Source organism: Jiella soli (genome assembly GCF_020615385.1).
In the GTDB taxonomy this organism is placed as follows: domain Bacteria; phylum Pseudomonadota; class Alphaproteobacteria; order Rhizobiales; family Rhizobiaceae; genus VKMB-3413.
The window spans coordinates 310,486-333,762 of sequence record NZ_JAJAVB010000025.1 but is presented as its reverse complement, the minus strand read 5'-3'; the positions used below and the strand labels follow the sequence as shown (position 1 = coordinate 333,762).

General features: G+C 67.2%; 25 protein-coding genes. 14 read left to right on the top strand and 11 right to left on the bottom strand.

The genetic code is table 11. The features are described 5' to 3' along the window. Window positions 1–99: 99 nt before the first annotated feature. The 6 genes from LH400_RS16010 to pdxH form a co-directional block, all read right to left on the bottom strand. On the bottom strand, window positions 100–1,146 hold the full coding sequence (locus tag LH400_RS16010) for a serine hydrolase domain-containing protein (protein ID WP_229153792.1): 1,047 nt from the start codon (window positions 1,144–1,146) through the stop codon (window positions 100–102). Between the two features lie 94 nt (window positions 1,147–1,240). Further along, window positions 1,241–2,641, bottom strand: a complete 1,401-nt coding sequence (locus tag LH400_RS16005) for an NAD(P)(+) transhydrogenase (Re/Si-specific) subunit beta (protein WP_229153791.1) — start codon at window positions 2,639–2,641, stop codon at window positions 1,241–1,243. Window positions 2,642–2,654: 13 nt separating this feature from the next. Beyond that, on the bottom strand, window positions 2,655–3,074 hold the full coding sequence (locus LH400_RS16000; protein ID WP_229153789.1) for a proton-translocating transhydrogenase family protein: 420 nt from the start codon (window positions 3,072–3,074) through the stop codon (window positions 2,655–2,657). Continuing rightward, window positions 3,074–4,252, bottom strand: a complete 1,179-nt coding sequence (locus tag LH400_RS15995; protein WP_255617629.1) for a Re/Si-specific NAD(P)(+) transhydrogenase subunit alpha — start codon at window positions 4,250–4,252, stop codon at window positions 3,074–3,076. Before LH400_RS15995 ends, LH400_RS16000 begins: the two co-directional genes overlap by 1 nt. Before the next feature lie 155 nt (window positions 4,253–4,407). After that, window positions 4,408–4,560 carry an aa3-type cytochrome c oxidase subunit IV gene (locus LH400_RS26395; RefSeq protein WP_229153787.1) on the bottom strand — a complete coding sequence of 51 codons (153 nt, stop codon included), beginning with the start codon at window positions 4,558–4,560 and terminating at the stop codon, window positions 4,408–4,410. 136 nt (window positions 4,561–4,696) lie between these two features. Beyond that, entirely contained in the window at window positions 4,697–5,317 is a 621-nt protein-coding gene (gene pdxH, locus LH400_RS15985; RefSeq protein WP_229153786.1) for a pyridoxamine 5'-phosphate oxidase, read from the bottom strand. A 62-nt stretch (window positions 5,318–5,379) separates the two neighbouring features. On the opposite strand from pdxH, the gene LH400_RS15980 reads away from it, so the two are divergent. From LH400_RS15980 to LH400_RS15965, 4 genes are all read left to right on the top strand, one after another. Continuing rightward, window positions 5,380–5,790 carry an RT0821/Lpp0805 family surface protein gene (locus LH400_RS15980; RefSeq protein ID WP_229153784.1) on the top strand — a complete coding sequence of 137 codons (411 nt, stop codon included), beginning with the start codon at window positions 5,380–5,382 and terminating at the stop codon, window positions 5,788–5,790. 140 nt (window positions 5,791–5,930) lie between these two features. Beyond that, a complete protein-coding gene (locus LH400_RS15975; RefSeq protein ID WP_229153782.1) occupies window positions 5,931–6,911 on the top strand; it encodes a DnaJ C-terminal domain-containing protein in 981 nt (326 codons plus the stop codon). A gap of 153 nt (window positions 6,912–7,064) precedes the next feature. After that, window positions 7,065–7,889 (top strand): enoyl-ACP reductase FabI, encoded by an 825-nt coding sequence (gene fabI / locus LH400_RS15970; RefSeq protein ID WP_229153781.1) that lies wholly within the window; start codon window positions 7,065–7,067, stop codon window positions 7,887–7,889. A gap of 22 nt (window positions 7,890–7,911) precedes the next feature. Beyond that, window positions 7,912–8,505, top strand: a complete 594-nt coding sequence (locus tag LH400_RS15965; RefSeq protein ID WP_229153780.1) for a histidine phosphatase family protein — start codon at window positions 7,912–7,914, stop codon at window positions 8,503–8,505. 129 nt (window positions 8,506–8,634) lie between these two features. Here the strand turns inward: LH400_RS15965 and LH400_RS15960 are convergent, their stop codons facing one another. Beyond that, on the bottom strand, window positions 8,635–8,880 hold the full coding sequence (locus LH400_RS15960) for a DUF1344 domain-containing protein (protein WP_229153779.1): 246 nt from the start codon (window positions 8,878–8,880) through the stop codon (window positions 8,635–8,637). Between the two features lie 232 nt (window positions 8,881–9,112). Here LH400_RS15960 and aroC point away from each other — a divergent pair, with 232 nt between their 5' ends. Continuing rightward, window positions 9,113–10,207: a chorismate synthase gene (aroC, locus tag LH400_RS15955; protein ID WP_229153778.1), complete on the top strand. Its 1,095-nt coding sequence runs from the start codon at window positions 9,113–9,115 to the stop codon at window positions 10,205–10,207. Between the two features lie 71 nt (window positions 10,208–10,278). Here aroC and LH400_RS15950 read toward each other — a convergent pair whose 3' ends face one another. Further along, window positions 10,279–11,109: an aldo/keto reductase gene (locus LH400_RS15950; protein ID WP_229153776.1), complete on the bottom strand. Its 831-nt coding sequence runs from the start codon at window positions 11,107–11,109 to the stop codon at window positions 10,279–10,281. A 161-nt stretch (window positions 11,110–11,270) separates the two neighbouring features. Between LH400_RS15950 and LH400_RS15945 the strand changes: the two genes are divergently transcribed. From LH400_RS15945 to LH400_RS15920, 6 genes are all read left to right on the top strand, one after another. After that, on the top strand, window positions 11,271–12,197 hold the full coding sequence (locus tag LH400_RS15945; protein ID WP_229153774.1) for a histone deacetylase family protein: 927 nt from the start codon (window positions 11,271–11,273) through the stop codon (window positions 12,195–12,197). A gap of 73 nt (window positions 12,198–12,270) precedes the next feature. Next, a complete protein-coding gene (locus LH400_RS15940) occupies window positions 12,271–12,543 on the top strand; it encodes an exodeoxyribonuclease VII small subunit (protein WP_229153772.1) in 273 nt (90 codons plus the stop codon). 265 nt (window positions 12,544–12,808) lie between these two features. Then, entirely contained in the window at window positions 12,809–14,725 is a 1,917-nt protein-coding gene (gene dxs / locus LH400_RS15935; protein ID WP_229153770.1) for a 1-deoxy-D-xylulose-5-phosphate synthase, read from the top strand. 59 nt (window positions 14,726–14,784) lie between these two features. Then, window positions 14,785–15,552 carry a TlyA family RNA methyltransferase gene (locus tag LH400_RS15930; protein ID WP_229153768.1) on the top strand — a complete coding sequence of 256 codons (768 nt, stop codon included), beginning with the start codon at window positions 14,785–14,787 and terminating at the stop codon, window positions 15,550–15,552. Next, the gene (locus LH400_RS15925) at window positions 15,549–16,769 is read left to right on the top strand and encodes a class I SAM-dependent RNA methyltransferase (protein WP_229153766.1); all 1,221 of its coding nucleotides are present in this window, start codon (window positions 15,549–15,551) and stop codon (window positions 16,767–16,769) included. Before LH400_RS15930 ends, LH400_RS15925 begins: the two co-directional genes overlap by 4 nt. 195 nt (window positions 16,770–16,964) lie before the next feature. After that, window positions 16,965–17,600: a DedA family protein gene (locus LH400_RS15920; RefSeq protein ID WP_229153764.1), complete on the top strand. Its 636-nt coding sequence runs from the start codon at window positions 16,965–16,967 to the stop codon at window positions 17,598–17,600. A 32-nt stretch (window positions 17,601–17,632) separates the two neighbouring features. Here LH400_RS15920 and LH400_RS15915 read toward each other — a convergent pair whose 3' ends face one another. Together LH400_RS15915 and LH400_RS15910 are read right to left on the bottom strand one after the other, a co-directional pair. Then, window positions 17,633–18,370, bottom strand: a complete 738-nt coding sequence (locus LH400_RS15915) for a crotonase/enoyl-CoA hydratase family protein (RefSeq protein WP_229153762.1) — start codon at window positions 18,368–18,370, stop codon at window positions 17,633–17,635. After that, on the bottom strand, window positions 18,370–20,175 hold the full coding sequence (locus LH400_RS15910; protein WP_229153761.1) for an acyl-CoA dehydrogenase family protein: 1,806 nt from the start codon (window positions 20,173–20,175) through the stop codon (window positions 18,370–18,372). The genes LH400_RS15915 and LH400_RS15910 overlap by 1 nt, the downstream gene beginning before the upstream one ends. A 137-nt stretch (window positions 20,176–20,312) precedes the next feature. Here LH400_RS15910 and LH400_RS15905 point away from each other — a divergent pair, with 137 nt between their 5' ends. Continuing rightward, a complete protein-coding gene (locus LH400_RS15905; RefSeq protein WP_229153760.1) occupies window positions 20,313–21,155 on the top strand; it encodes a fumarylacetoacetate hydrolase family protein in 843 nt (280 codons plus the stop codon). Between the two features lie 112 nt (window positions 21,156–21,267). Here LH400_RS15905 and LH400_RS15900 read toward each other — a convergent pair whose 3' ends face one another. Then, a complete protein-coding gene (locus LH400_RS15900; protein ID WP_229153759.1) occupies window positions 21,268–22,146 on the bottom strand; it encodes a LysR family transcriptional regulator in 879 nt (292 codons plus the stop codon). Between the two features lie 100 nt (window positions 22,147–22,246). Between LH400_RS15900 and LH400_RS15895 the strand changes: the two genes are divergently transcribed. Both LH400_RS15895 and LH400_RS15890 read left to right on the top strand, forming a co-directional pair. Next, a complete protein-coding gene (locus tag LH400_RS15895; protein WP_229153758.1) occupies window positions 22,247–22,969 on the top strand; it encodes an SDR family oxidoreductase in 723 nt (240 codons plus the stop codon). An 11-nt stretch (window positions 22,970–22,980) separates the two neighbouring features. Continuing rightward, window positions 22,981–23,268 carry an Atu4866 domain-containing protein gene (locus LH400_RS15890; protein WP_370638400.1) on the top strand — a complete coding sequence of 96 codons (288 nt, stop codon included), beginning with the start codon at window positions 22,981–22,983 and terminating at the stop codon, window positions 23,266–23,268. Window positions 23,269–23,277 lie beyond the last annotated feature (9 nt).

The window sequence follows — 23,277 nt, the reverse complement described above, 5'->3', positions numbered from 1 at the left end:
CATGAAAGCCCTCTGCTCCTCGAACTCGCGCAGCTCGCATTCGCCGGGCGCCTGTGGCGTCGGCGCAGATCATGGGAACCTGACCGTCACGACGCGGCACTAGCCGTAAGCGGCCAAACTCGGCAGGATCAGGCGTTGCAACAGAAGGGTGGGGTTCACCCACTGGTCCGGCCGGTTGTAGCAGCCCGAAAACGTCACCGCCGATGCCTCGTAGTCGGGCAGGACGAAGAGCCGCTGGCCGCCATTGCCCATGGCCGAGATCATCCGGGTCGTCCGTGGCTCGTGCCCCTGGAGCGGCTGTGCCGACAGATACCATTGATGACTGTATCCAAGGCCGAAGGACGTCGTGGCCTGTGGCTCGAGACACCGCGCGATCCATTCTGCCGGCACGACGCTCCGGCCGTTCCAGACCCCGCGCGCCAGCATCAGTTCCCCGATCCGTAAAAGGTCGGGTGCGCTCAACCGTAGCCCCGATGCCGCCGAGAGGACGCCATCCGATCCCGCGGCCCATTCGAACCGCGAAATGCCGAGCGGGTCGAACAGACATTCCCGGGCAAAACTCGCAAGGTCGAGGCCGGTGCCCCTTTCGATCAGATAGCCGATCAGCGCGGTCGCACCGCCATTGTAGATCCAGCGCTCGCCAGGCTCCTCGACGAGCGGACGATCCAGGATGAACCGATAGCGATCGCCGGAGCGTTCCATACCGATTTCACTGTTCCTCGGGTCCGAATAGGGCAGATCCTCGTTCCACTCGGTGCCGAGCGTCATGTTCAGCGCATGCTCGATGCGCCAGCCGGCCCGGCGCGGATCTGCCCTGAGATCGGCATATTGCGGAAAGGCTTCGAGAAGCGGGCTTGCGGGATCGGCGACCATCCCCCGCTCCAGTGCAATGCCGTAGAGCAGGCTGGTGACGCTCTTGGTGACCGATCTGAGGTCGTGCAACGTCCGGGCGTCGAACGCGACATGGCCGAGCGGACGGCCCCAGGCCTCGTCGAGACCGCCGAGACATCGCTCGAGCAGCGTCTCCCCCTTGCGCCTGACGAGGACGGCGTGGAGCCCGTCGAGAAGGCCGGATCTTATGGCGAGGTCAAGCCGCTCCTCGATTGGGGCCGGAGCCCCAGCCGAATTCGTCGTCGCGATCGCCATGCCTCATCTCCCGAACGGCGCCGCAGCCAGCACGGCGTGACCGATGATGGCTGCGAACGGCCCAGGACTGGCAATCTCCCGCGTCCGGAAGAGCTTAGTCGCCGAGCGACTTGACGATGTCCTCGACCATCTTCTTGGCGTCGGCGAGCAGCATCATCGTGTTGTCCTTGTAGAACAAGGTGTTGTCGATGCCGGCATAGCCCGAGCCGAGCGAACGCTTGACGAACAGGCAGGTCTGGGCCTGATCGACGTTGAGGATCGGCATGCCGTAGATCGGCGAGGACTTGTCGTCGCGCGCGGCCGGGTTGGTCACATCGTTGGCGCCGATGACGAAGGCGACGTCGGTCTGGGCGAACTCCGAATTGATGTCCTCGAGCTCGAAGACGTCGTCATAGGGAACATTCGCCTCGGCCAAGAGCACGTTCATGTGGCCGGGCATGCGGCCCGCCACCGGGTGGATGGCGTATTTCACCTCGACGCCCTCGGCCTTGAGCTTGTCGGCCATCTCGCGCAGCGCATGCTGGGCCTGCGCCACCGCCATGCCGTATCCGGGCACGATGATGACCTTGGAAGCGTTCTTCATAAGATAGGCCGCGTCCTCGGCCGAGCCCTGCTTGATCGTCCGGTCGCCGAGATCGTCGCCGCCCGCCGGTCCGCTCTCGCCGCCAAAGCCGCCGAGGATCACCGAGATGAAGGAGCGGTTCATCCCCTTGCACATGATGTAGGAGAGGATCGCACCCGACGAGCCGACCAGCGCGCCGGTGATGATCAGCGCGAGGTTCTGCAGGGTGAAGCCGATGCCGGCTGCCGCCCAGCCGGAATAGGAGTTCAGCATCGACACGACGACCGGCATGTCGGCTCCGCCGATCGGCACGATCAGGAGGACGCCGAGCGCCAGCGAGACGAGGACGATCAGCCAGAACAGGAGATGCGACTGGCTGGCGGCGAACCAGATCACCAGGGCGACGAGGAGGACGCCGAGGACGATGTTGATGAGGTGGCGCTGCGGCAGCATGATCGGCTTGCCGCTCATCCGCCCGTCGAGCTTCAGGAAGGCGATGATCGAGCCGGTGAAGGTGATCGCGCCGATGGCGACGCCGATCGACATCTCGACCAGCGCCTCGCCGTGGATCGCCCCGATCGTGCCGATGCCGATCGCTTCCGGCGCGTAGAGCGCGGCGGCGGCCACCATCACGGCGGCAAGGCCGACCAGCGAGTGGAAGGCGGCGACGAGCTGCGGCATCGCGGTCATCGCGATGCGCCGCGCGATCACCGCGCCGGCGGTGCCGCCGATGGCGATGCCGATGACGATCAGGACGAGCCCGCCGAAGGAGGGCTGCGCCAGGAACAGCGTGGTCAGGACGGCAAGTCCCATGCCGACCATGCCGAAGATGTTGCCCTGGCGGCTGGTCGTCGGGTGCGAAAGCCCCCTCAGCGCCAGAATGAACAGGACGCCGGAGACGAGATAGAGGAAGGCGGCGGTGCTCTCGGACATTATCTTCCCCGCCTCACTTTTCTTTTTTCTTGTACATCGCCAGCATGCGCTGGGTGACGAGGAAGCCGCCGAAGATGTTCACCGAGGCCAGGATCAGCGCGATGAAGCCGAAGGTCGTGGCGAGGCCGGAGACCGAGAGACCGACGGCCAGAAGCGCGCCGACGATGATGACCGACGAGATCGCGTTGGTGACGCTCATCAGCGGCGTGTGGAGAGCCGGCGTCACCGACCAGACGACATAGTAGCCGACGAAGATCGCGAGCACGAAGATCGCGAAGTGGAAGACGAAGGGGTCGACGGCGGCGATCGCCTCGCCTGCCGAATGGACCGCGCGGCTGCCGATCATCTGTTCGACGCCGCTGCGGGCGTCGCGGATCGCGGCGCCGGCATCGTTGAGGCGCTGCAGGGTCTCGCGTGCAGTGTCCTGTTCCATCAGGCGTCTCCCCCTTCGGCTGGCGTCCCGGCGCTCGGGGCCGCAGCCGGCTCTTCCTTCGCGAAGTTCGGATGGACGATTTTGCCGTCGCGGGTCAGAAGCGTCGCCTTGACCAGCTGGTCGTCGAAATCGATCGCGAGCGCCCCGCTTTCCTTGTCGAGCATCGTCTCGAGGAAGGCGAGGAGGTTCTTGGCGTAGAGCAGCGAGGCGGAGGCGGCGATGCGGCCGGGAACGTTGAGATGGCCGATGATCCTGGCGGGGCCGACTGAGGCGACCTCGCCCGCCACCGCGCCCTCGACATTGCCGCCGCGCTCCACCGCGAGGTCGACCAGGATCGAACCCGGCTTCATCGATTCGACCATCGCCTTGGTGACGAGCCGCGGCGCCGGGCGGCCGGGGATCAGCGCGGTAGTGATGACGATGTCCTGCTTGGCGATGTGGGAGGCGACGAGCTCGGCCTGCTTTGCCTGATACTCCTTCGACATCTCCTTGGCGTAGCCGCCGGCGGTCTCGGCCGCCTTGAATTCCTCGTCTTCGACGGCGACGAACTTGCCCCCGAGCGATTCCACCTGTTCCTTGGCGGCCGGGCGCACATCGGTCGCGGTGACGACGGCGCCGAGGCGTCTTGCCGTCGCGATGGCCTGCAGGCCGGCGACGCCCGCGCCCATGACGAAGACCCGCGCGGCTGGCACCGTGCCGGCCGCCGTCATCATCATCGGGAAGGCCCGGTCGAACTCCGCCGCCGCGTCGATCACCGCCTGGTAGCCGGAAAGGTTCGCCTGGGAGGACAGGACGTCCATCACCTGCGCGCGGGTGATGCGCGGCATGAATTCCATGGAGAAGGCAAGGATGCCGGCCTCGGCCATGGCCCGCACCGCATCCTCATGGCCGTAGGGGTCCATGGTCGCGATGACGACAGCGCCGCGCTTGTAGCCGGAGAGTTCCTCGTCCGAGGGCCGCCGGACCTTCAGAATCACGTCGGCATTGCCGGCGTCGCTCGACGAGCCGATCTTCGCGCCGGCCGCCTCGAAGGCCTGGTCGGTGATCCGCGAATGGTCGCCGGCTCCGCTTTCCACGACCACCGCGATGCCGCGGCCGGCCAGGCGCTTCACCGTGTCGGGCGAGGCGGCGACGCGCGTTTCGACGGCGTCGCGCTCCTTCGGTACGAACAGCTTCAACGGCACCGCCTCCCCTTGTCGTTCGCCGGCCTGCCGGTGCCCACCGCAGGTCGCGTCCGGAGCGGCCCCGGCGACGATTCGCCGGACGCACTCACCCCGTATTTCGGCTTTCGCTCCCGTGCTCGGGCCGCCTCACTCCCCGGGCGGCCTAGCCGTCAGAGCAGAAAGAGCGCCATGAAGACCAGGATGATCACGACGCCGATCGCGCCCCACTTCACCAGGCCGAGGAAGAGATTGTAGGTCTTCTCGTGCTCCGGATAGTCCATCTCGGCAGCAGACGAGGTATCGAAAGTCGGCGTTCCGGCCACGGCATTCCCCCACGTGATCTTTAATTTGCCACATACACGAATTTGCGATGCGCTGGCAACGGCGCGTTCGCCGCTTCCGCGCAGCGGGCCGTGATCGACCCGCCGCGCCGCTGTTCGGCAGATGCCGGGCGTCCGCTCAAGGATACAGCCGTTCGATCGTGAACGGCGCGTCCGGATCGGGCCGGCGGAAGACGATCCTGTCGTGCAGACGAAACGCGCCGTCCTGCCAGAACTCGATCTGCACCGGCCGCAGCCGGAAGCCGGACCAGTAAGGAGGCCGCGGGATATCGCCGTCCCCGTAGCGCTCGGAGAATTCGGCGACGCGCTGCTCCAGCATGGAGCGGCTGCCCAGCGGGCGCGACTGGTCGGAAGCCCAGGCGCCGACCCGGCTCTGGCGCGGCCGGCTTTCGAAATAGGCGTCGGCCTCGGCGTCCGTCACGGTCTCGAGGCCGCCGCGAATCCGGACCTGGCGGCGGCGGGACTTCCAGTGGAAGCACATCGCGGCCTGCGGATTCTCGCGGATCTGGCGCCCCTTGGCGCTGTCGAAATTGGTATAGAAGACGAAGCCCTTGGGGTCATGGGCCTTCAAGAGCACCATGCGCACGTCCGGAAGGCCGTTGTCGTCGGCCGTCGCCAGTGCGACTGCGTTCGGATCGTTCGGCTCCGTGTCCTCGGCGTCCTTGAGCCAGACGCCGAACAATGCCATCGGGTCGTCACCCACAGGGGTTTCACCGAGCGTTAACCGTTCATTGGCCATGCTGCGCTCATCTCTTCTTCGTCGTTGCGCCGAGTCGGCGTTTCGCAAGTCATATGAGATCGATGCTCTGGTTTAAACTTCTCTCGCTGGGAATCTGCACGATCTCGCTCGGCGGCTGCGTCGTCTCGGGCCCGGGCCTCGCCGACATGGTCGACGAGAGCATCGTGACGGGTTCGATCGCGCCGGCCCCCGCTCTGCCCGAGGACCAGGTCTCCGACCAGAGGATCATCCGCAACGCGGTGTCGTCCGCCGACCTCCGCACGGGCGACGGGCGCTTTGCCTGGTCCAACCCGGAGACCGGCGCCAGCGGCGTCATCGCCAAGCTCGCCGAGGTCCGCAAGGACTCGCGCATCTGCCGCAGCTTCGAGACATCGCGCCAGCGTTTCGACGGTGTCCTGCTTTACGACGGCGAGGCCTGCAGCACCGGTTCCGGCCGGTGGGTACTCGTCAGCTTCGCGCCGCGCGGGCCCTGATCGTCGGCCCCAAGTGCTGTCACGGGCTTCAATTCGGCGAAATCCGCCTCCATATACAGGGCGACCTGTAGACATTCAGGCGCGGCGCCCATGCGCGGCTGCGCCATCAACCTTGCGTTTTTTTGGAGGACATCGATCCCATGCGCGATCCCTACTCCGTCCTCGGCGTATCCAAATCGGCGAGCGAAAAGGAGATCAAGGCGGCATTTCGCAAGCTCGCCAAGAAGTACCACCCGGACGCCAATTCGAACGATCCGGGCGCTTCGGCGCGTTTCAACGAGGCGAACCAGGCCTACGAGATCCTCGGAGAAAAGGACAAGCGAGCGCAGTTCGACCGCGGCGAGATCGACGCTGACGGCAAGCCGAAGTTCCAGGGCTTTGCCGGGGGCAGCCCCTTCGGTTTCCGCGGGCCGTTCGGCGGCCGCGCAGGCGCCCAGCCGGGCGGGGCGGAATTCCGCTCGTCGACCCGCGCGGAGGACTTCGACGCCGACAGCATCTTTTCCGACTTCTTCGAGCAGACCTTCGGCGGCGCCGGCGGCGCGGCGGGAATGGGCGGCGCCAGGCGCACACCGCGCTCCGGTTTCGGGGCCGCCCGCGAGGCCGCCTCGAAGGGTGCCGACGTCACCGCCAGCCTCACCATCGAACTCGAGGACATCGTCTCGAACGAAAAGGTCGAGGTCGCCTTTGGCTCCGGCAAGAAGCTCGCAATCTCGCTTCCCGACGGCGTCGAGGACGGCAAGCAGATCCGCCTGAAGGGTCAGGGCCAGCCCGCACCGATCACCGGCGGCCAGCCGGGCGACGCGCTGATCACCGTGCACTTCGCCAGGCATCCGAGGTTCCGGGTGGAGGATCGCAACCTCTTCCTCAACCTGGCGGTCCCGCTCAAGACAGCCGTTCTCGGCGGCAAGGTCGAGGTCGAGACGCTGGACGGGCGCATCGCGCTCAGCATCCCGGCCTGGACGAACTCCGGCAAGACCTTCCGGCTGCGGGGCAAGGGCCTGACGAAGAAGGGCGGCGAGCGCGGCGACCTCATGGTTTCGACGCAGATCATGCTGCCCGAAGACGACCGCGAATTGGAGATCCTCCTGCGCGAGCGGATGGCCCGCGAGGCCGCTGCCTGATCCCTGAGGCGCCGGGTTTGGGGAACCGATGGCCGGAAAGGGGCTTGTCCGCTCCGGGCGGCCGGGCGGCCGCGCTTGATGGGGCGGCGCCCCTATGCCATACCCGCCGCCGCTGAGACGGCTCACAAAAAACGATCCCGGAGGATTCGCCCCATGGCCCCATCGACCGGTCTGATGAACGGCAAGCGCGGCCTCATCATGGGCATCGCCAACAATCGGTCGATCGCGTGGGGCATCGCCAAGGCCCTGGCTGAACAGGGTGCCGAACTCGCGCTCACCTATCAGGGCGACGCTTTGAAGAAGCGGGTCGCGCCGCTCGCCGAGGAGTTGGGCGCCAGCCTCGCCGGCCATTGCGACGTCACCGACGAAGCCACGATCGACGCCGTCTTCGACGGACTTCGGGAGAAGTGGGGCTCGCTCGACTTCGTCGTCCACGCCATCGCCTTCTCCGACAAGGACGAGCTGACCGGCCGCTATGTCGAGACGAGCCGCGAGAACTTCCGCAAGACGATGGACGTCTCGGTCTACTCGCTGACCTCGGTGACCGCGCGCGCCGAGAAGCTGATGACCAAGGGCGGCTCGATCCTCACCCTCACCTATTATGGTGCCGAGAAGGTGATGCCGCATTACAACGTGATGGGCGTCGCCAAGGCCGCATTGGAGGCCTCGGTTCGCTATCTCGCGGTCGACCTCGGCAAGCAGGCGATCCGGGTCAACGCGATCTCGGCCGGGCCGATCAAGACGCTGGCGGCCTCCGGCATCGGCGATTTCCGCTACATCCTCAAATGGAACGAATACAACGCGCCGCTGAAGCGCTCGGTGACGATCGATGAGGTCGGCCAGTCGGCCCTCTACCTCTTGTCCGACATGTCCCGCGGCGTCACCGGCGAGGTGCATCACGTCGACTGCGGCTACCACACGGTCGGCATGAAGGCCGTGGACGCGCCGGACATCTCGGTCGTCAAGGACCTGCCCTGAGCGCATCCGCAAGGTGACCGACATGGCCCTGCCGCCCCTGTTCCTGTGCCGGCACGGCCAGACCTCTTGGAATGCCGAAGGCCGGCTGCAAGGCCAGGAGGACGTGCCGCTCAGCCCGCTCGGCCGTCATCAGGCGCGACGCAACGGCCGCTATCTTCGCGAAGTCCTGCGCGATCGCGTCGCCGATTTCCGCTTTCTGTCGAGCCCGCTGTCGCGGGCCCGCGACACAATGCAGATCATCCGCCGCGAGCTCGGGCTCGTTCCGGAGGATTTCGAGACGGATGACCGGCTGATCGAGCTGAATTTCGGCGTCTGGCAAGGCCAGACCACCCGCGAGATCCGGCAGTGGGACGCCGCCGGGCTTGCCGCGCGGGACGCCGACAAATGGCATTTCGTGCCGCCCGGCGAACGGGCCGAGTCCTACGCCATTCTGGCCGAGCGGGCACGTCCGGTCTTCGAAGAGCTGACCGGCCCGACCATCATCACCGCCCATGGCGGCATCTCGCGCATCTTCCTTGCAGAATATTGCGACGTTCCGGGCGACGAGGCCGCCTATCTGGGCATTCCGCAGGACCGGGTCCTCACCCTGGAGCACGGCCAGCCGCAATGGCGCTGAGCCTGCTCAAGGGCGGCAGCAGCGCGGAATAGATCAGAACTCGCCCCGGCTACGGCTCCCGGCGCTTCGCCAGAAATCGTCCGCCGGCGCATCCGCCGACGGAGCAACGCGCTTATGCCGCGCCGAGACTCAGATCACGCGGAGAATGGTCGGCTCGTCCTGGTCGTAGATCAAGACGACGGTCATGCCGGGTGCGACGGCCGAATAGTCGAAATGCTCCGGCAGGTCGTAGGTCTCGCCGTCGCTCAGCCGAAGCTGGGCGCGCTCGGGATCGATCGACTCGATGGTCCCGTCGACTTCCTGCGCCATGGCGGGGATGGTGAAGGCCACGGTCAGAAACGAGCTTGCGAAGAATGCGAGTATGCGTCTGGTCACTGCTCTGTCCTCGTTCCGTCGGGTCGTCCGCATCTGCCGCCTCCGGCTCATCCCCCGAGCCATTTCATATGCGTCCGATCGCCTCGCTGCAGTAGGCAAGGTCCCGCGGGATTGTGTCAACAGTCGTACGGAGGCGTGACGATTTGTTTCGAGATCGATCGAACCGGCATTTGACGGTTAAGCCCGTGGCGGCCTAAACCCCGCCCATCCCTTTCTCCCTGCGGCGGACGCCATGTCACATAACAGTTACGGCCATCTCTTCCGCGTCACCACCTGGGGCGAGAGCCACGGCCCAGCGATCGGCTGCGTCGTCGACGGCACGCCCCCAGGGCTCACCTTTTCCGAGGCCGAGATCCAAGCCTATCTCGACAAGCGCCGGCCCGGCCAGTCGCGCTACACCACGCAGCGCCAGGAGCCGGACCGGGTGCGCGTCCTGTCGGGCACCATGCCCGGCGAGGCGGAGGGCGAGCTGATTTCTACGGGTACGCCCATCGCGCTGGAAATCCAGAATGTCGACCAGCGCTCCAAGGACTATTCCGAGATCGCCAAGCGCTACCGGCCCGGCCATGCCGACGTCACCTACGACATGAAATATGGGATCCGCGACTATCGCGGCGGTGGCCGCTCCTCGGCGCGCGAAACCGCGACGCGCGTTGCCGCCGGAGCGATCGCCCGCAAGGTGGTGCCGGGGCTGCTCGTGCGCGGCGCGCTCGTCCAGATCGGCGATGTCCGCATCGATCGCGCGCGCTGGGACTGGGACGCCACCGACGAGAACCCGTTCTTTTGCCCGGACCGCGAGACCGCCGAGCGCTGGGCCGAACTCCTCGATGGCGTGCGCAAGCGCGGCTCCTCCGTCGGCGCGGTGATCGAGATCGTCGCAACCGGCGTACCGGCGGGGCTCGGCGCGCCGATCTACGGCAAGCTCGACGCCGACATGGCGGCCGGGCTGATGTCGATCAATGCGGTCAAGGGCGTCGAGATCGGCGACGGCTTCGCCGCGGCAGGCTTGAGCGGCGAGGACAATGCCGACGAGATGCGGATCGGAGCGGACGGGCGGCCGGAATTCCTGTCGAACCACGCCGGCGGCATTCTCGGCGGCATCGCCACCGGCCAGCCGGTAGTCGCGCGCTTCGCGGTCAAGCCGACCTCTTCCATCCTGACGCCGCGCCGCTCCGTCGATGCCGACGGGCAGGAAGTTGACGTCATGACCAAGGGCCGCCACGACCCTTGCGTGGGAATCCGCGCGGTGCCGATCGGCGAGGCGATGGTCGCCTGCGCGATCGCCGACCATTATCTGAGGAACCGCGCGCAGACCGGCCGAAGCTGACCGCGCGGCGCCCTCGCAAGAGGGGCAGCCTCTATGGTCCGGGGCGGATTGTGGTTCCAGCCCCCGCCGCGTCAGAAGTCGGCCGTCATAGGATCCGGCCCCATCCGGGCATCGGCCGAATCCAGCGCCGCGATCGCCGCCATGTCGTCCGCGTCGAGCGCGAAGCCGAAGACGTCGAAATTCTGCCGGATCCGATCCGGATTGGACGATTTCGGGATCACCACCAGGCCTTCCTCGACATGCCAGCGGATGATCACCTGCGCGGCGGTACGGCCGTGCTTCTTGGCGATCTTCCCGATTTCCGGATGGTCGAGCAGCTGGCCGCGGCCGAGCGGGCTCCAGGATTCGGTCTTGATCCCCAACCGCTCGTGAACCGCGCGCAGCTTCTTCTGCTGGAAGTCGGGATGCAGCTCGATCTGGTTGAGGACAGGGGTCTCGCCGGTCTCGCCGATGATCCGCTCCAGATGCTCCTCGCAGAAATTGGAGACGCCGATCGAGCGCGCGAGACCCTCCGCCTTGAGCTTCGTCAGCGCCTTCCAGGTCTCGACATAGAGCGCCTTCTTCGGCATCGGCCAGTGGATGAGGTAAAGGTCCACGGATTCGAGGCCGAGCCGTTCCAGGCTGGTGTCGAAGGCCTTGAGCGCCGCGTCGTAGCCCTGGTCGTTGTTCCACAGCTTGGTGGTGACGAAGATCTCGTCGCGCCCGATCTCAGAGGCGCGGATGCCCTCGCCGACACCCTCTTCATTGCCATAGGCGGCGGCCGTGTCGATATGGCGGTAGCCGGCCGCAAGCGCCGCCGACACCACTGCGGCGGCATCCTCGTTGGGCGTCTGCCATACGCCGAGCCCGACCTGCGGGATCGATCGACCGTCATGAAACGCGACGACGGGTTGGTCAGCCATACTGATGTCTCCGGAAATGTCTATGTAAGGGGAGTTGGCGGGAAAGCCGGCTCGGCGCCGGGGCCGCTGGCCCGCAAACCGGACCGCTTCCAGCCGATCTAGGCGGCGGTTGCAGGAATGCAAATTGCGCCCTGGCCCGTGTGAGGTTAATCCTTGAACCCATGCTGACCCGCCTTTTCCATCACCCGATCTTCGCCGAACACCTCACGGGGCCCGGACATCCCGAGCGGCCGGACCGGATCCGCGCCGTGATGGCTGTGCTCGAAGATGAGGCGTTCCACCTCCTCGACCGGGCGGAAGCGCCGGAAGGCAGCCTCGAATCGATCTATCGATGCCATCCCGAGGAGTTCGTGAGGCGGCTCGCGACCGCGATTCCCGAAGAGGGGATGGTGCGGGTCGATTCCGATACGATCCTCAGCCCCAAGAGCTTTTCGGCCGCGCTCCACGGCGTCGGCGCGGCGACCGCCGCCGTCGACACGGTGGTCGCCAAGGAGGCCGAGAACGCCTTCGTCGCCGCGCGCCCGCCCGGCCACCACGCCGAACGGGCGACGGCCATGGGCTTCTGCCTGTTCAACAACGCCGCCATCGCGGCCCGCCACGCGCAGGCGGTGCACGGGCTGGAGCGCGTCGCGATCATCGACTGGGACGTCCATCACGGCAACGGCACCCAGGACATCTTCTGGTCCGATCCGTCCGTCCTCTACTGCTCGACGCACCAGATGCCGCTCTATCCCGGCACCGGCGCCAAGGACGAGGTCGGCAAGGGCAATATCGTCAACGCGCCGCTCGCGGCCGGCGACGGCGGTGGCGCCTTCCGCGAGGCGTTCCGCTCCCGCATCCTGCCGGCGCTCGACGACTTTTCGCCGGACCTCGTGATCATCTCGGCCGGCTTCGACGCCCATTATCGCGATCCGCTGGCCAATTTGAAGTTCATCGACAAGGACTTCGACTGGGCGACGGCGGAACTCATGGAGGTCGCCGACCGGCACGCCGATGGCCGGCTGATCAGCCTGCTCGAGGGCGGCTACGACCTCGAGGGCCTTGCAAGTTCCACGGCTGCGCACGTCAAGCGCCTGATGACCGGCTGAGCGCGATCTTCCCCCGCCGGGCGGCGCCTTAGCCGCCGTCCGCAGCCATTGAGATCTGCCGAAAGGTTCAACTATGTCCGACACTGCCGAAACCGCCGTTCCGGCCGACGATTCCGACATCAAGCGGATGAGCTTCGAGGAGGCGCTCGCGGCGCTGGAGCGGATCGTCGCGGATCTCGAACGCGGCGACGTGCCGCTCGACCGCTCGATCCGGATCTACGAGCGCGGCGAGAAGCTGAAGAACCATTGCGACCGGCTGCTTTCGGCGGCCGAGGACAAGGTCGAGAAGATCAAGCTCAACCGCGCGGGAAAGCCGACCGGGACGGAGCCGCTCGATCCGAGTTGAGAAGGCCCGCACCGGGCTGTCGCGGCGATGCAGAACCGCATCGTGGGGATGTCGCTCGATAGGCGCCCTGCGACTTCCCGGCGCGCGATCGGCGGTTCTCCTTGAAGCCAGGCGCCTGGAACCGATCTAATGTCGCCAGGCTTGGTAACATCGTTGTGCCGGAAGCTGGAGCCTTCTCCGCGCCATGATGTTCCGGGGATGGAATTGCAGAGCCGGCAGCGGCCGCCGTCGCGGTTTCCCGGTGTGAGTTTCGAAAGGGTTCATCGTGCCGAACGAGTCGACGACGCCGCTGCTTGATCAGATCGCATCCCCTGCTGACCTGCGCCGGCTGAAGGAGACCAGCCTTCGCCAGGTCGCCGACGAGTTGCGAGCCGATTTGATCGACGCGGTGTCGAAGACCGGCGGCCATCTCGGCGCGGGGCTCGGCGTGGTCGAACTGACCGTCGCCCTGCATTACGTGTTCGACACGCCGCGCGACCGGCTGATCTGGGACGTCAGCCACCAGGCCTATCCACACAAGATCCTGACCGGCCGCCGCGATCGCATGCGCACCGTGCGCCAGGAAGGCGGACTTTCCGGCTTTGCCAAGCGGGCGGAGAGCGAGTTCGACGCCTTCGGCGCTGGCCATTCCTCCACGTCGATCTCGGCCGGCCTCGGCATGGCGGTCGCCCGCGATCTCTCGCACGGCACCAACAACGTCGTCTCGATCATCGGCGACGGCGCGATGAGCGCCGGCATGGCCTACGAGGCGATGAACAATGCCGGCGCGCTCGATGCAAGGCTGATCGTCATCCTCAACGACAACGACATGTCGATCGCCCCGCCGACCGGCGCGATGAGCGCCTATCTTGCGCGCCTCGTCTCCGGCAAGACCTATCGCAGCCTGCGCGACCGGGCCAAGGACTTCACCCAGCACCTTCCCGGCTTCATGCGCGAGGGCGCGCGGCGGACGGAGGAATACACCCGCGCCTTCTTCACCGGCGGCACGATGTTCGAGGAGCTCGGCTTCTTCTATGTCGGCCCGATCGACGGCCACGATCTCGACCATCTCCTGCCGGTCCTGAAGAACGTGCGCGATTCGCGCACCGGACCGATCCTCGTCCATGTCGTCACCAAGAAGGGCAAGGGCTACGGGCCGGCGGAGGATTCCGCCGACAAATACCACGGCGTCTCCAAGTTCGACGTCATCACCGGAGCGCAGGCGAAGTCGAAGGCGAATGCACCGAGCTACACCGCCGTCTTCGCCGAGAGCCTGATCCAGGAGGCGCGCGAGGACGACAAGATCGTCGCCGTCAACGCCGCCATGCCGGCAGGCACCGGTCTCGACAAGTTCGGCGAGATCTTCCCCACCCGCACCTTCGACGTCGGCATCGCCGAACAGCATGCGGTGACCTTCTGCGCGGGACTGGCCACCGAGGGCTACAAGCCCTTCGCCGCCATCTACTCGACCTTCCTGCAGCGCGGCTACGATCAGATCGTCCACGATGTCGCGATCCAGCACCTGCCGGTGCGCTTCGCCATCGACCGCGCCGGCTTTGTCGGCGCCGACGGCCCGACCCATGCGGGCTCCTTCGACACCGGCTTCCTGTCTGCGCTTCCGGGCATGGTGGTGATGGCGGCCGCCGACGAGGCCGAGTTGAGGCACATGGTGCGCACCGCGGTCGAATATGACGAGGGCCCGATTTCCTTCCGCTATCCGCGCGGCAACGGCGTCGGCGTCGACATGCCGGAGCGGGGCAAGGCCCTCGAGATCGGCAAGGGGCGGATCGTCAAGGAGGGGACCAAGGTCGCGATCCTCTCCTTCGGCACGCGGCTCGCCGATGCGGTGAAGGCGGCGGAAGAACTCGACTCGTTCGGCCTGTCGACCACGGTGGCCGACGCCCGCTTCGCCAAGCCGCTCGACGCCGAGCTGATCGCCCGCCTCGCCCGCGACCACCAGCTCCTGATCCTGCTCGAGGAAGGCGCGAGCGGCGGCTTTGCCAGCCAGGTTCTCCATCACCTCGCCGCTCACGGCCTGATCGACAACGGGCTGAAGGTGCGGCCGGTGGTGATGCCCGACAGCTTCCTCGACCACGCCGCACCCGAAAAGATGATCGCCCAGGCCGGGCTCGACACAAAGGGCATCGTCGACGCGGTGTTCCGGGCGCTCGGCGAGGAATCCCGACGGGTGCTGCAGGCGTAGCACCAGCTGTCACGCGATTGCGGCTTGCCTTCCTGCATAGGGACCCGCATGACCGCCAGATGGCACAGACCGAAGAACAGCATCTATCCCGCATCCGGCTCGACGTGCTCGTCGGCGAACGCGGCCTTGCGGCAAGTCGGGCGCGCGCCCGCGACGCGATCCTGCGCGGCCATGTTCGGGTCGACGGCGCCGTCGTCACCAAGCCGAGCCTCAATGTCGCGGCAGACAGCGTCATCACGCTCGACGATCCGGCCGCCGACTACGTCTCGCGCGCCGGGCTGAAGTTAGAGGCCGCGCTGGATGCCTTCGCCGTTCCCGTCGCCAGCCGGCACTGCCTCGACATCGGCGCCTCGACCGGCGGCTTCACCGAGGCGCTGCTCAGGCGCGGGGCGGCGCATGTCGTCGCGGTCGATGTCGGGCATGGCCAAATGCATCCGCGCATCGAGGCCGATCCGCGCGTCACCCCGATCGAGGGGCTCAATGCCCGCGAGATGGAACGTGAGCACATCGGCGGGGCCCGCTTCGATCTCCTCGTCGCCGATGTCAGCTTCATCTCGCTGCGCCTCGCCCTGCCTCCGGCGCTCGGCCTCGCCGACCCCGGCGCCACCGCCGTCCTCCTGATCAAGCCGCAATTCGAGGCCGGCCGCGAGGCGATCGCAAAGAACGGGCTTCTGCGCGATCCGGAGACGGCGCCGGCGGTCGCGGCTTCGGTGCGCGACTGGCTCGCCGAACAGCCGGACTGGACCGTCCGCGACCTCATCGTCTCGCCGATCGCCGGCGGCGACGGCAACACCGAATTCCTGCTCGCGGCGGACAAGGCGTCATGAGCGAGTTCACCATCGACCGGCTCGGCGCCAAGGGCGACGGCATCGCCGAGACGCCGCAGGGGCCGGTCTATCTTCCATTCACGCTGCCGGGCGAGCGTGTGGCGACCACGGCCCTCGGCGGCCGGAACGAGCCGGACATCCTCGCCCCCTCCCCGGATCGGCGCGAGCCGCCCTGCCCGCATTTCGGAACCTGCGGCGGCTGCGATCTGCAGCATGCGAGCGACGACCTCTATCGCCGCTTCAAGCGCGATCTCGTCGTCACCGCCCTCGCCCGGGCGGGGGTCGAGGCTGGTGTCGCGCCGCTGACGTCCTGCCCGCCCGCCTCGCGGCGGCGCGTGACGCTCTCGGCGGTGCGCGCCGGCGGCCGCGTGCTCATCGGCTATAATGCAGAAAAGTCCAATCGCATCGTCGCGATCGAGACCTGCCCGATCGCGCTACCCGCGATCCAGGAGGCGCTGCCGGCGCTCCGGCGCCTGGCGTCCATCCTCATCGACCGCAAGCGCCCGCTGCGGCTCCTCGTCACGGCCACCGCCAGCGGGCTCGACGTCGCCGCGACCGACACGGCGCGATTGAACGAGGTCATCAGGCGCGACGCCGTCGCGCTCTCGCTCGATTCGAACTTCGTCCGCCTCTCGGCCAGTGGGGAGGTGCTGTTTCAGACCCGTCCGCCGCTGGTCGATTTCGGCGGGATCACCGTCGAGCCGCCGCCGGGGGCCTTCCTCCAGGCCGTGGCCCAGTCGGAGGCTGCAATGGCCACGCTGGTGACCCAACATCTCGCCGACGCCAAGCGAAGCCTCGACCTCTTCTCCGGTTGCGGCACCTTCTCCCTGCGGCTCGTACAGACGTCCGCCGTTCACGCCGTCGAAGCTGAGGAAGCCCCGCTCGCGGCGCAGACCGCCGCCTGGCGCAGCGCATCCGGGTTGAAACCGCTGACCTGCGAGCGGCGCGACCTCTTCCGCCGGCCGGTGCAGGCTAGGGAGATGAAGGGGTTCGACGCGGTCGTCTTCGACCCGCCGCGGGCCGGAGCGGAGGCCGTCTCGCGCGAGCTTGCCGCCTCGTCCGTCCGCAAGATCGCCGCGGTCTCCTGCAACCCGGTGACGCTCGGCCGCGATCTCGCGATCCTTCTGGCCGGCGGTTACCGGATCGTGTCCGTGACGCCCATCGACCAGTTCCTCTGGTCGCACCATGTGGAGGCGGTGGCACTTCTCGAGCGATGACGCCGCAAATGGCGGCATGCTGCCAGAAGAGGCTTGCCGGCAGGATCCGTTCATGCAAGCCAAGACACGGCGCGGGCAGACGGTCCGCCGCCGCCCGATCTTCGCGGCGCTCGCCCGCCGGCGCCGAGCCTCGTTGGATGCCATGACCCCGAACAGCCCCATGTCCGCGGGTGACGCCTGGAAAGCGCAGATGCCGTGACCGAATATCTCGCCCATTACGGCTACGCCTTCCTGTTCATCGTGGTCCTGTTCGAATCCACCGGCCTGCCGCTTCCCGGCGAGAGCCTCGTCGCAGCGGCCGGCCTCCTCGCCTATGACGACAATTTCAACATCTTCGCCGTCCTGTTCGTGGCCTGGGCGGCCTCCATCATCGGCGACAACACCGGCTATTTCATCGGCCGGCGCTACGGACGCCGGATCGTGGTGAAATGGGGCGAGCATTTCGGCCTCGGCGAGAAGCGCTTCGCCATGGTCGAGGAGCGCTTCCAGAATTACGGCTTCGTCGTTGTCCTGATCGCCCGCTTCGTGATCATCCTGAGACAGCTCAACGGCTTCGTCGCCGGCACCATGCACATGAACTGGCCGGTGTTCTTCCTCTACAATGCGATCAGCGCGGCGCTTTGGGCCGGTGCCTATGGCGGCGGCGCCTATCTCTTCGGCACAGCCTTCCAGCATGTCTTCAAGGGCTATCCGACCTGGCCGCTCTATGTCGCGGCGGCAATCATCTGCCTGATCGGCTGCATCGGGACTTACAAATTCCTGTTCGCCAAGTCGGACGACCCGGAGCCGCGGCCATCGCGCGCCGAAGCCGCCGACCAGTCGGGCTCCTGAGCCTGCGCAGCACCGGAGGCCTCGACCGGAAGTCAGCGCGCCAGGAACGCCCGGAACGCCGCCTGCGCCTCGTCCGAGCGCAGCCGTTCGCCGAAATATCTCAGCTCGAGATCGATCCGCGCCGCGATCTCGTCGGGGGCGCCGCGGAGCAGCGCCCGGGCGATCCGCAGCGCCTCGGCCGGCTTCTCGCCGAGCCGTCGCGCCGCATCCCCCGCCGCCGCCTCCGGATCTTCCACCACCTGCGTGATCAGCCCCGCCTCCCGCGCCCTTGCCGCACCGAAGGTCTCGCCGAGGACGAGCAGCGCAAAGGCCTGCTGATGGCCCATCAGCCGCGGCCCGATCAGGCTGGAGGCGGCCTCCGGCGTGACGCCGAGGTCGAGGAAGGGCGTGCGGAAGATCGAGCCCGGCGAGGCATAGGCAAGGTCGCAATGCATCAGAAGCGTCGTGCCGATGCCGACCGCGAGCCCGTCGACGGCGGCGATCAGCGGCTTCTGCACGCCGGCAAGCGCATGCAGGAAGTCGCGCACCTCCGCCGGCAGCGCGCCGCTCTCGGCGATCGCCACGAAATCGGCGATGTCGTTGCCGGCAGAGAACGCGCCCGGCACACCGCAGAAGACGATGGCGGCGACCCCATCGTCGGCGTCGGCGGCAGCGAGGGCGTCGGCCATCGCCCGGTACATCTCGCGGGTGATGGCGTTCTTCTTCTCCGGCCGCCGCATCCGGATCGTCAGGACGCGCGCCTCGACCCGCCTCTCGACCGCGGCGCTCATCAGGCTCCCGCCGCCAGGAGGAGTTCCTGCGCCGCCGCGAGGCTTTCGGCGCCGGAAACGACGCGGCGCTTCAGCCCGCTCGCTTCGGTGAGGAGGTTCTCGGCCATGAACCGGGCGAGCGCGACGCGCTCGGGCCCCGCCCCGTCGGAGATCGCTCCCCTGGCGAGATAGACCGCGCCGGCGGTGAGTGCGAACTGGCGCAGATAGGCCGTCGCGCCGGCCTGCGCCGTGTCCGTCTCGCCAGCGGAAAGCCGCTCCTGAAGAAACGCCGTCGCCTCGCGCAGATCCGCCATCGCGTTCCTCAGCGCCTCGCCCATGGCGCCGAACTCCGTCGCATTGCGGGCGCGGGCGGCCTCGACCGTCTCGTTCAGCGCGGCGAAATAAGCCTCCACCGCCTCGCCGCCGGACTGGCCGATCTTGCGGGCGACGAGGTCGACCGCCTGGATGCCGTTGGTGCCCTCGTAGATCGGCGCGATGCGCGCGTCGCGCCAGAGCCGCGCGGCGCCGGTCTCCTCGACATAGCCCATGCCGCCATGCACCTGGATGCCGAGCGAGGCCGCCTCGACGCCGACATCGGAGCCAAAGGCCTTGGCGACCGGCGTCAGGAGATTGGCCCGCTCCTGCCAGCGCCGCGCCGCCGCATCGCCGGCATGCGCACGCGCCATGTCGATCGCGAAGGCGCAGTCATAGGCGATCGCCCGGGCCGAGCCGGCGAGCGCCTTCATCGTCAGGAGCATGCGGGCGACGTCCGGATGTTCGACGATCGGGCTCATCGCACCCGAAGGCTCCGGCGTCTTCGCCAGCCGGGTCGAGCGGCCCTGCCGGCGATCCCTCGCATAGGCGAGAGCCTTCTCATAGGCGGCATCGGCGATGCCGATCCCCTCGATGCCGACGAGCAGCCGGGCATTGTTCATCATCGTGAACATGCAGGCGAGGCCGCGGTTTTCCTCGCCGACGAGGTAGCCCACCGCGCCCGGCTCCTCTCCCGGCACGCTTCCATCGCCATAGATCATGGTGCAGGTCGGCGAGCCGTGGATGCCGAGCTTCTCCTCGATCGAGGCGCAGGCGACGTCGTTCCTGCGGCCGAGCGTCCCGTCCGCCTCGACCAGGAATTTCGGCACAAGGAAGAGCGAGATTCCCTTCACGCCGGCGGGTGCGTCGGGAAGCCGCGCCAGGACCAGATGCACGATGTTGTCGGTCAGATCGTGCTCGCCATAGGTGATGTAGATCTTCTGGCCGAAGATCCGGTAGGTCCCGTCGCCCGCACGCTCGGCGCGGGCGCGGAGCGCCGCGAGGTCGGAGCCCGCCTGCGGCTCCGTCAGGTTCATCGTGCCCATCCATTCGCCGGAGGTCAGCTTCGGCGCGAAGGTCCGCTTGAGCGCGTCCGACCCATGGGCATGCAGCGCCTCGACGGCGCCGGTGGTGAGCAGCGGCCCGAGGGCGAAGCCCATCGCGGCGAAGTTCCACATCTCGCTGACGGCCGCGTTGAGGACGAGGGGCAGGCCCTGGCCGCCGAACTCGGCCGGCGAGGAGATGCCGTTCCAGCCGCCTTCCGCCCAGTCCGCGTAGAGCTCCTTCCAGCCGGCGGGCGTGTTCACGATGCCGTCATGCCAGCGGGCGCCCTCGCGATCGCCGCTGATGCCCAGCGGAGCCATGCGCTCGGCGGAAAACCGCGCCGCCTCCGAAAGCACGGCATCCACGAGATCGGGCGACAGATCGGCGAACAGGCCTTTCTCCATAGCCGTCTCAAGACCGACTATCTTGTTGAGCGTGAAGGCGATATCCCGGATCGGCGGCTCGAACATATCGATTCTTCCCCTTCCCGGCGGCCCCGCCGGCGGCTCTTCGACTTGCCGGACAACTTATCCGGCCTGCATCGTAGAGCAAGGAACCGAACGATCGCCGGGGCCATTCCAGGGATATTGGGTGCGGGAGGCAATTGATGCGATTCGTACGGTTCGGCGATCGGGGTTCGGAGCGGCCGGGAATGGTCGACGCGGATGGCGTGATCCGGGATCTGTCGGACCGGATCCGGGCGCTGGAAGACGGTTCGCTCGACCCGGACGTGCTCGCCGAATGCGCCCGGCTCGATCCGGCCGCGCTGCCGGCCGTGCGGGAAGGCACGCGCCTCTGCAAGCCGATCGACCGGATCGGCAAGATCGTCGGCATCGGCCCGAACTACGAGGACAGCGCCTCGCTCGCCGGCTTCCGGATCAATCCGGAACCGACGCTCTTCCTCAAGGCGTCGACGGCGGCCTCCGGGCCGAACGATCCGATCGAACTGCCGAAGATGGCGAACCGCGTCGATTGGGGCGTGGAACTCGCCGTCGTCATCGGGCGCGTCGCAAAATATGTCAGCGTCGAGGATGCGATGCGCTGCGTCGCCGGCTTCACCCTCGCCAACGACATCACCGAGCGCAACTTCCAGCTGCAGCGCGGCGGCCAGTGGTCGAAGGGCAAGTCGCACGACACCTTCGCCCCGCTCGGCCCCTATCTGGTGACGCCGGACGAGTTCCCCGATCTCGATGGGATCGAACTCTGGCTCGAGGTCAATGGCGAGCGCCAGCAGCAGGCGACGACCGAGGGCATGATCTTCAAGGTGCCCTACCTGATCTCCTACGTCTCGCGCTTCATGCGGCTGGAGCCCGGCGACGTCCTCCTCACCGGCGCCCCCGGCGGCGTCGGCCTCTCCTACGACCCGCCCCGCTTCCTCAAGCCCGGTGACAAGGTGCGCCTCGGCGGCACGAAGCTCGGCGAGCAGAGCTATGTCTGCGTGTCGGCGTAGAGGGCGGTGATGGAGCTGGGTGTGGGCGGAGGCAAGCTCCGTTCATGACGGCCATCACTGACGGTTTTTCCGAATGGTGGATGGTCGTTTGCGAGGCCAGGGAATTGTGCAGTCAGCGGCGCCACTGGCGCAGGTGATCGACAAGAGCCCGCAGCTTCGGTGCCATGTGCTGGCGCTGAGGGAAATAGAGCGAAAACCCTGCGAAGGGCGGCAAATACTCTTCGAGTAGCGGCGTCAGGGCACCAGTTCCAAAATGCGCTTCGAAACAGTCCCAGGGGCCGAAGGTGATGCCGCCGTCGGCGAGCGCCACCCGCAGCATCAGCCCCAAGTCGTTGGTCGTTACCTGCGGGTTCACGGCGACGTCGAACGGCTTGCCGCCCTCGACGAATTCCCATCGCCAAGGCGTTGTCTCCGGTGCCGGACGCCACCCGATACACCGGTGCGACAGTAGGTCGCCCGGATGCGTCGGGACGCCGTGGCGCGCGAGATAAGCCGGCGTTGCGGCAGCGATCTCTCGCTGCGGGCCACCGACAGGCACGGCGATCATGTCCTGCTCAATGACCTCTCCGAGCCGCACCCCCGCGTCATAGCCACGTTCGACGATGTCGAACTCCTCATCCGTCACCGTGACGTCCACTGTCACCTGCGGATGGTCTTCTGCAAAGCGCGCGAGGAGCGGGCCGGACAGGAACGGCTCGGCGATAGAGGTTACCGCAAGGCGCAAACGTCCACGCGGCACCCCGTCCCGCACTTCCAGCGCTTCGCGGACCGCTTCCATGGGGCCGCGCAGGCTCGACACCAGCCGCTCTCCTGCCTCGGTCAGCCGCACCGAGCGCGTCGTGCGCATGACGAGCTGCTGCCCAAGCGTATCCTCAAGCCGGCGAATCCCTTGGCTGACGGCCGAGCGTGTCAGTCCCAGTCGATCGGCCGCGGCACGGAAGTTCCGCTCTTCCGACACTGCGAGCAGAAGCGGCAGCAGATTCAGATCCATTGTCCAGTAGGCCTAACCAATTCGTCCAGCGCTCAGGGAATACCGTGAACAATGTCGGACGTCCATCTTGCCGGTGCAACTGGCTGAAAAGGACGATGCCATGGACAAAGTCATTCTCATCACCGGCGCGTCGAGCGGCATCGGCGCAGGTATCGCCCGCGAGCTGGCCGGCGCTGGCGCGAAAGTGCTTCTGGGCGCTCGACGCATCGACCGGCTGGACGCGCTCGCGGCGGAGCTGCGAGCCGAAGGCGGGACGGTGGAAACCGCCGCGCTGGATGTCACCGATCGCGTCGACATGCAGGCCTTTGCAAAACGCGCCCTGGATCTCTGGGGCCGCATCGACGTACTGATCAACAACGCAGGCATCATGCCCCTGTCGCCCATGTCCGCCGGCAAGCTCGACGAATGGGAGCGTATGGTGGACGTCAACATCAAAGGGGTGCTGTGGGGGATCGGCGCGGTGCTGCCGACGATGGAGCGGCAGGGCACGGGGCAGATCATCAACATCGGCTCCGTCGGCGCCCTGCAATCGGTGCCGACGGCCGCAGTGTATTGTGGCACGAAGTTCGCCGTCCGCGCGATCTCGGACGGATTGCGTCAGGAAAGCCCGACCGTGCGCGTCACCTGCGTCAATCCAGGCGTGGTCGAAAGCGAACTCGCCGGGACCATTACCCATGCCGAGACGATGGCCTTCATGGATCAGTACCGTGCCATCGCGCTGCAACCTTCAGACATCGCGCGGGCAGTGCGCCAGTTGATCGAGGCACCCGCCGGCGTCGAGACGAGCGAAATCACCATCCGCCCGACCGCGGCGGTGCAGTGATGAGGTCCGTCATGACGAAAGCAGACCTCCTTGGGCTCGATGCCGATGCCGCGTCCGTTGTGGGCAATCATCCCTATGTCGGTCTCTGGGTCACCGAAGACGAACGCATCCGGCATGAACTTCTGCCCAACGGTCGCAATGTCGAGGCCCGCGGAACGCGAGAACGCGCCTACATGGGCTCCTACGAAGTGACCGGCACGCATATCAGTTATCGTGACGACACGGGCTTCACCGCGGATGGCGAATTCGTCGCGTCCAACGAACTGCACCATGCCGGCATGGTGCTTGTCCGGCGGTAACGCCCGACC

Bases quoted from the DNA above. Each gene is read 5' to 3' on its own strand.
- LH400_RS15925 (WP_229153766.1), top strand. From the start codon at position 15,549: ATGAGCGAGTTCACCATCGACCGGCTCGGCGCCAAGGGCGACGGCATC.
- LH400_RS15950 (WP_229153776.1), bottom strand. From the start codon at position 11,109: ATGGCTGACCAACCCGTCGTCGCGTTTCATGACGGTCGATCGATCCCG.
- LH400_RS15890 (WP_370638400.1), top strand. From the start codon at position 22,981: ATGACGAAAGCAGACCTCCTTGGGCTCGATGCCGATGCCGCGTCCGTT.
- LH400_RS15930 (WP_229153768.1), top strand. From the start codon at position 14,785: ATGGCACAGACCGAAGAACAGCATCTATCCCGCATCCGGCTCGACGTG.
- LH400_RS15900 (WP_229153759.1), bottom strand. From the start codon at position 22,146: ATGGATCTGAATCTGCTGCCGCTTCTGCTCGCAGTGTCGGAAGAGCGG.
- LH400_RS15895 (WP_229153758.1), top strand. From the start codon at position 22,247: ATGGACAAAGTCATTCTCATCACCGGCGCGTCGAGCGGCATCGGCGCA.
- LH400_RS16010 (WP_229153792.1), bottom strand. From the start codon at position 1,146: ATGGCGATCGCGACGACGAATTCGGCTGGGGCTCCGGCCCCAATCGAG.
- LH400_RS15905 (WP_229153760.1), top strand. From the start codon at position 20,313: ATGCGATTCGTACGGTTCGGCGATCGGGGTTCGGAGCGGCCGGGAATG.
- LH400_RS16000 (WP_229153789.1), bottom strand. From the start codon at position 3,074: ATGGAACAGGACACTGCACGCGAGACCCTGCAGCGCCTCAACGATGCC.
- pdxH (WP_229153786.1), bottom strand. From the start codon at position 5,317: ATGGCCAATGAACGGTTAACGCTCGGTGAAACCCCTGTGGGTGACGAC.
- LH400_RS15910 (WP_229153761.1), bottom strand. From the start codon at position 20,175: ATGTTCGAGCCGCCGATCCGGGATATCGCCTTCACGCTCAACAAGATA.
- aroC (WP_229153778.1), top strand. From the start codon at position 9,113: ATGTCACATAACAGTTACGGCCATCTCTTCCGCGTCACCACCTGGGGC.
- LH400_RS15975 (WP_229153782.1), top strand. From the start codon at position 5,931: ATGCGCGATCCCTACTCCGTCCTCGGCGTATCCAAATCGGCGAGCGAA.
- LH400_RS15940 (WP_229153772.1), top strand. From the start codon at position 12,271: ATGTCCGACACTGCCGAAACCGCCGTTCCGGCCGACGATTCCGACATC.
- LH400_RS15965 (WP_229153780.1), top strand. From the start codon at position 7,912: ATGGCCCTGCCGCCCCTGTTCCTGTGCCGGCACGGCCAGACCTCTTGG.
- LH400_RS16005 (WP_229153791.1), bottom strand. From the start codon at position 2,641: ATGTCCGAGAGCACCGCCGCCTTCCTCTATCTCGTCTCCGGCGTCCTG.
- fabI (WP_229153781.1), top strand. From the start codon at position 7,065: ATGGCCCCATCGACCGGTCTGATGAACGGCAAGCGCGGCCTCATCATG.
- LH400_RS15915 (WP_229153762.1), bottom strand. From the start codon at position 18,370: ATGAGCGCCGCGGTCGAGAGGCGGGTCGAGGCGCGCGTCCTGACGATC.
- LH400_RS15980 (WP_229153784.1), top strand. From the start codon at position 5,380: ATGCTCTGGTTTAAACTTCTCTCGCTGGGAATCTGCACGATCTCGCTC.
- LH400_RS15945 (WP_229153774.1), top strand. From the start codon at position 11,271: ATGCTGACCCGCCTTTTCCATCACCCGATCTTCGCCGAACACCTCACG.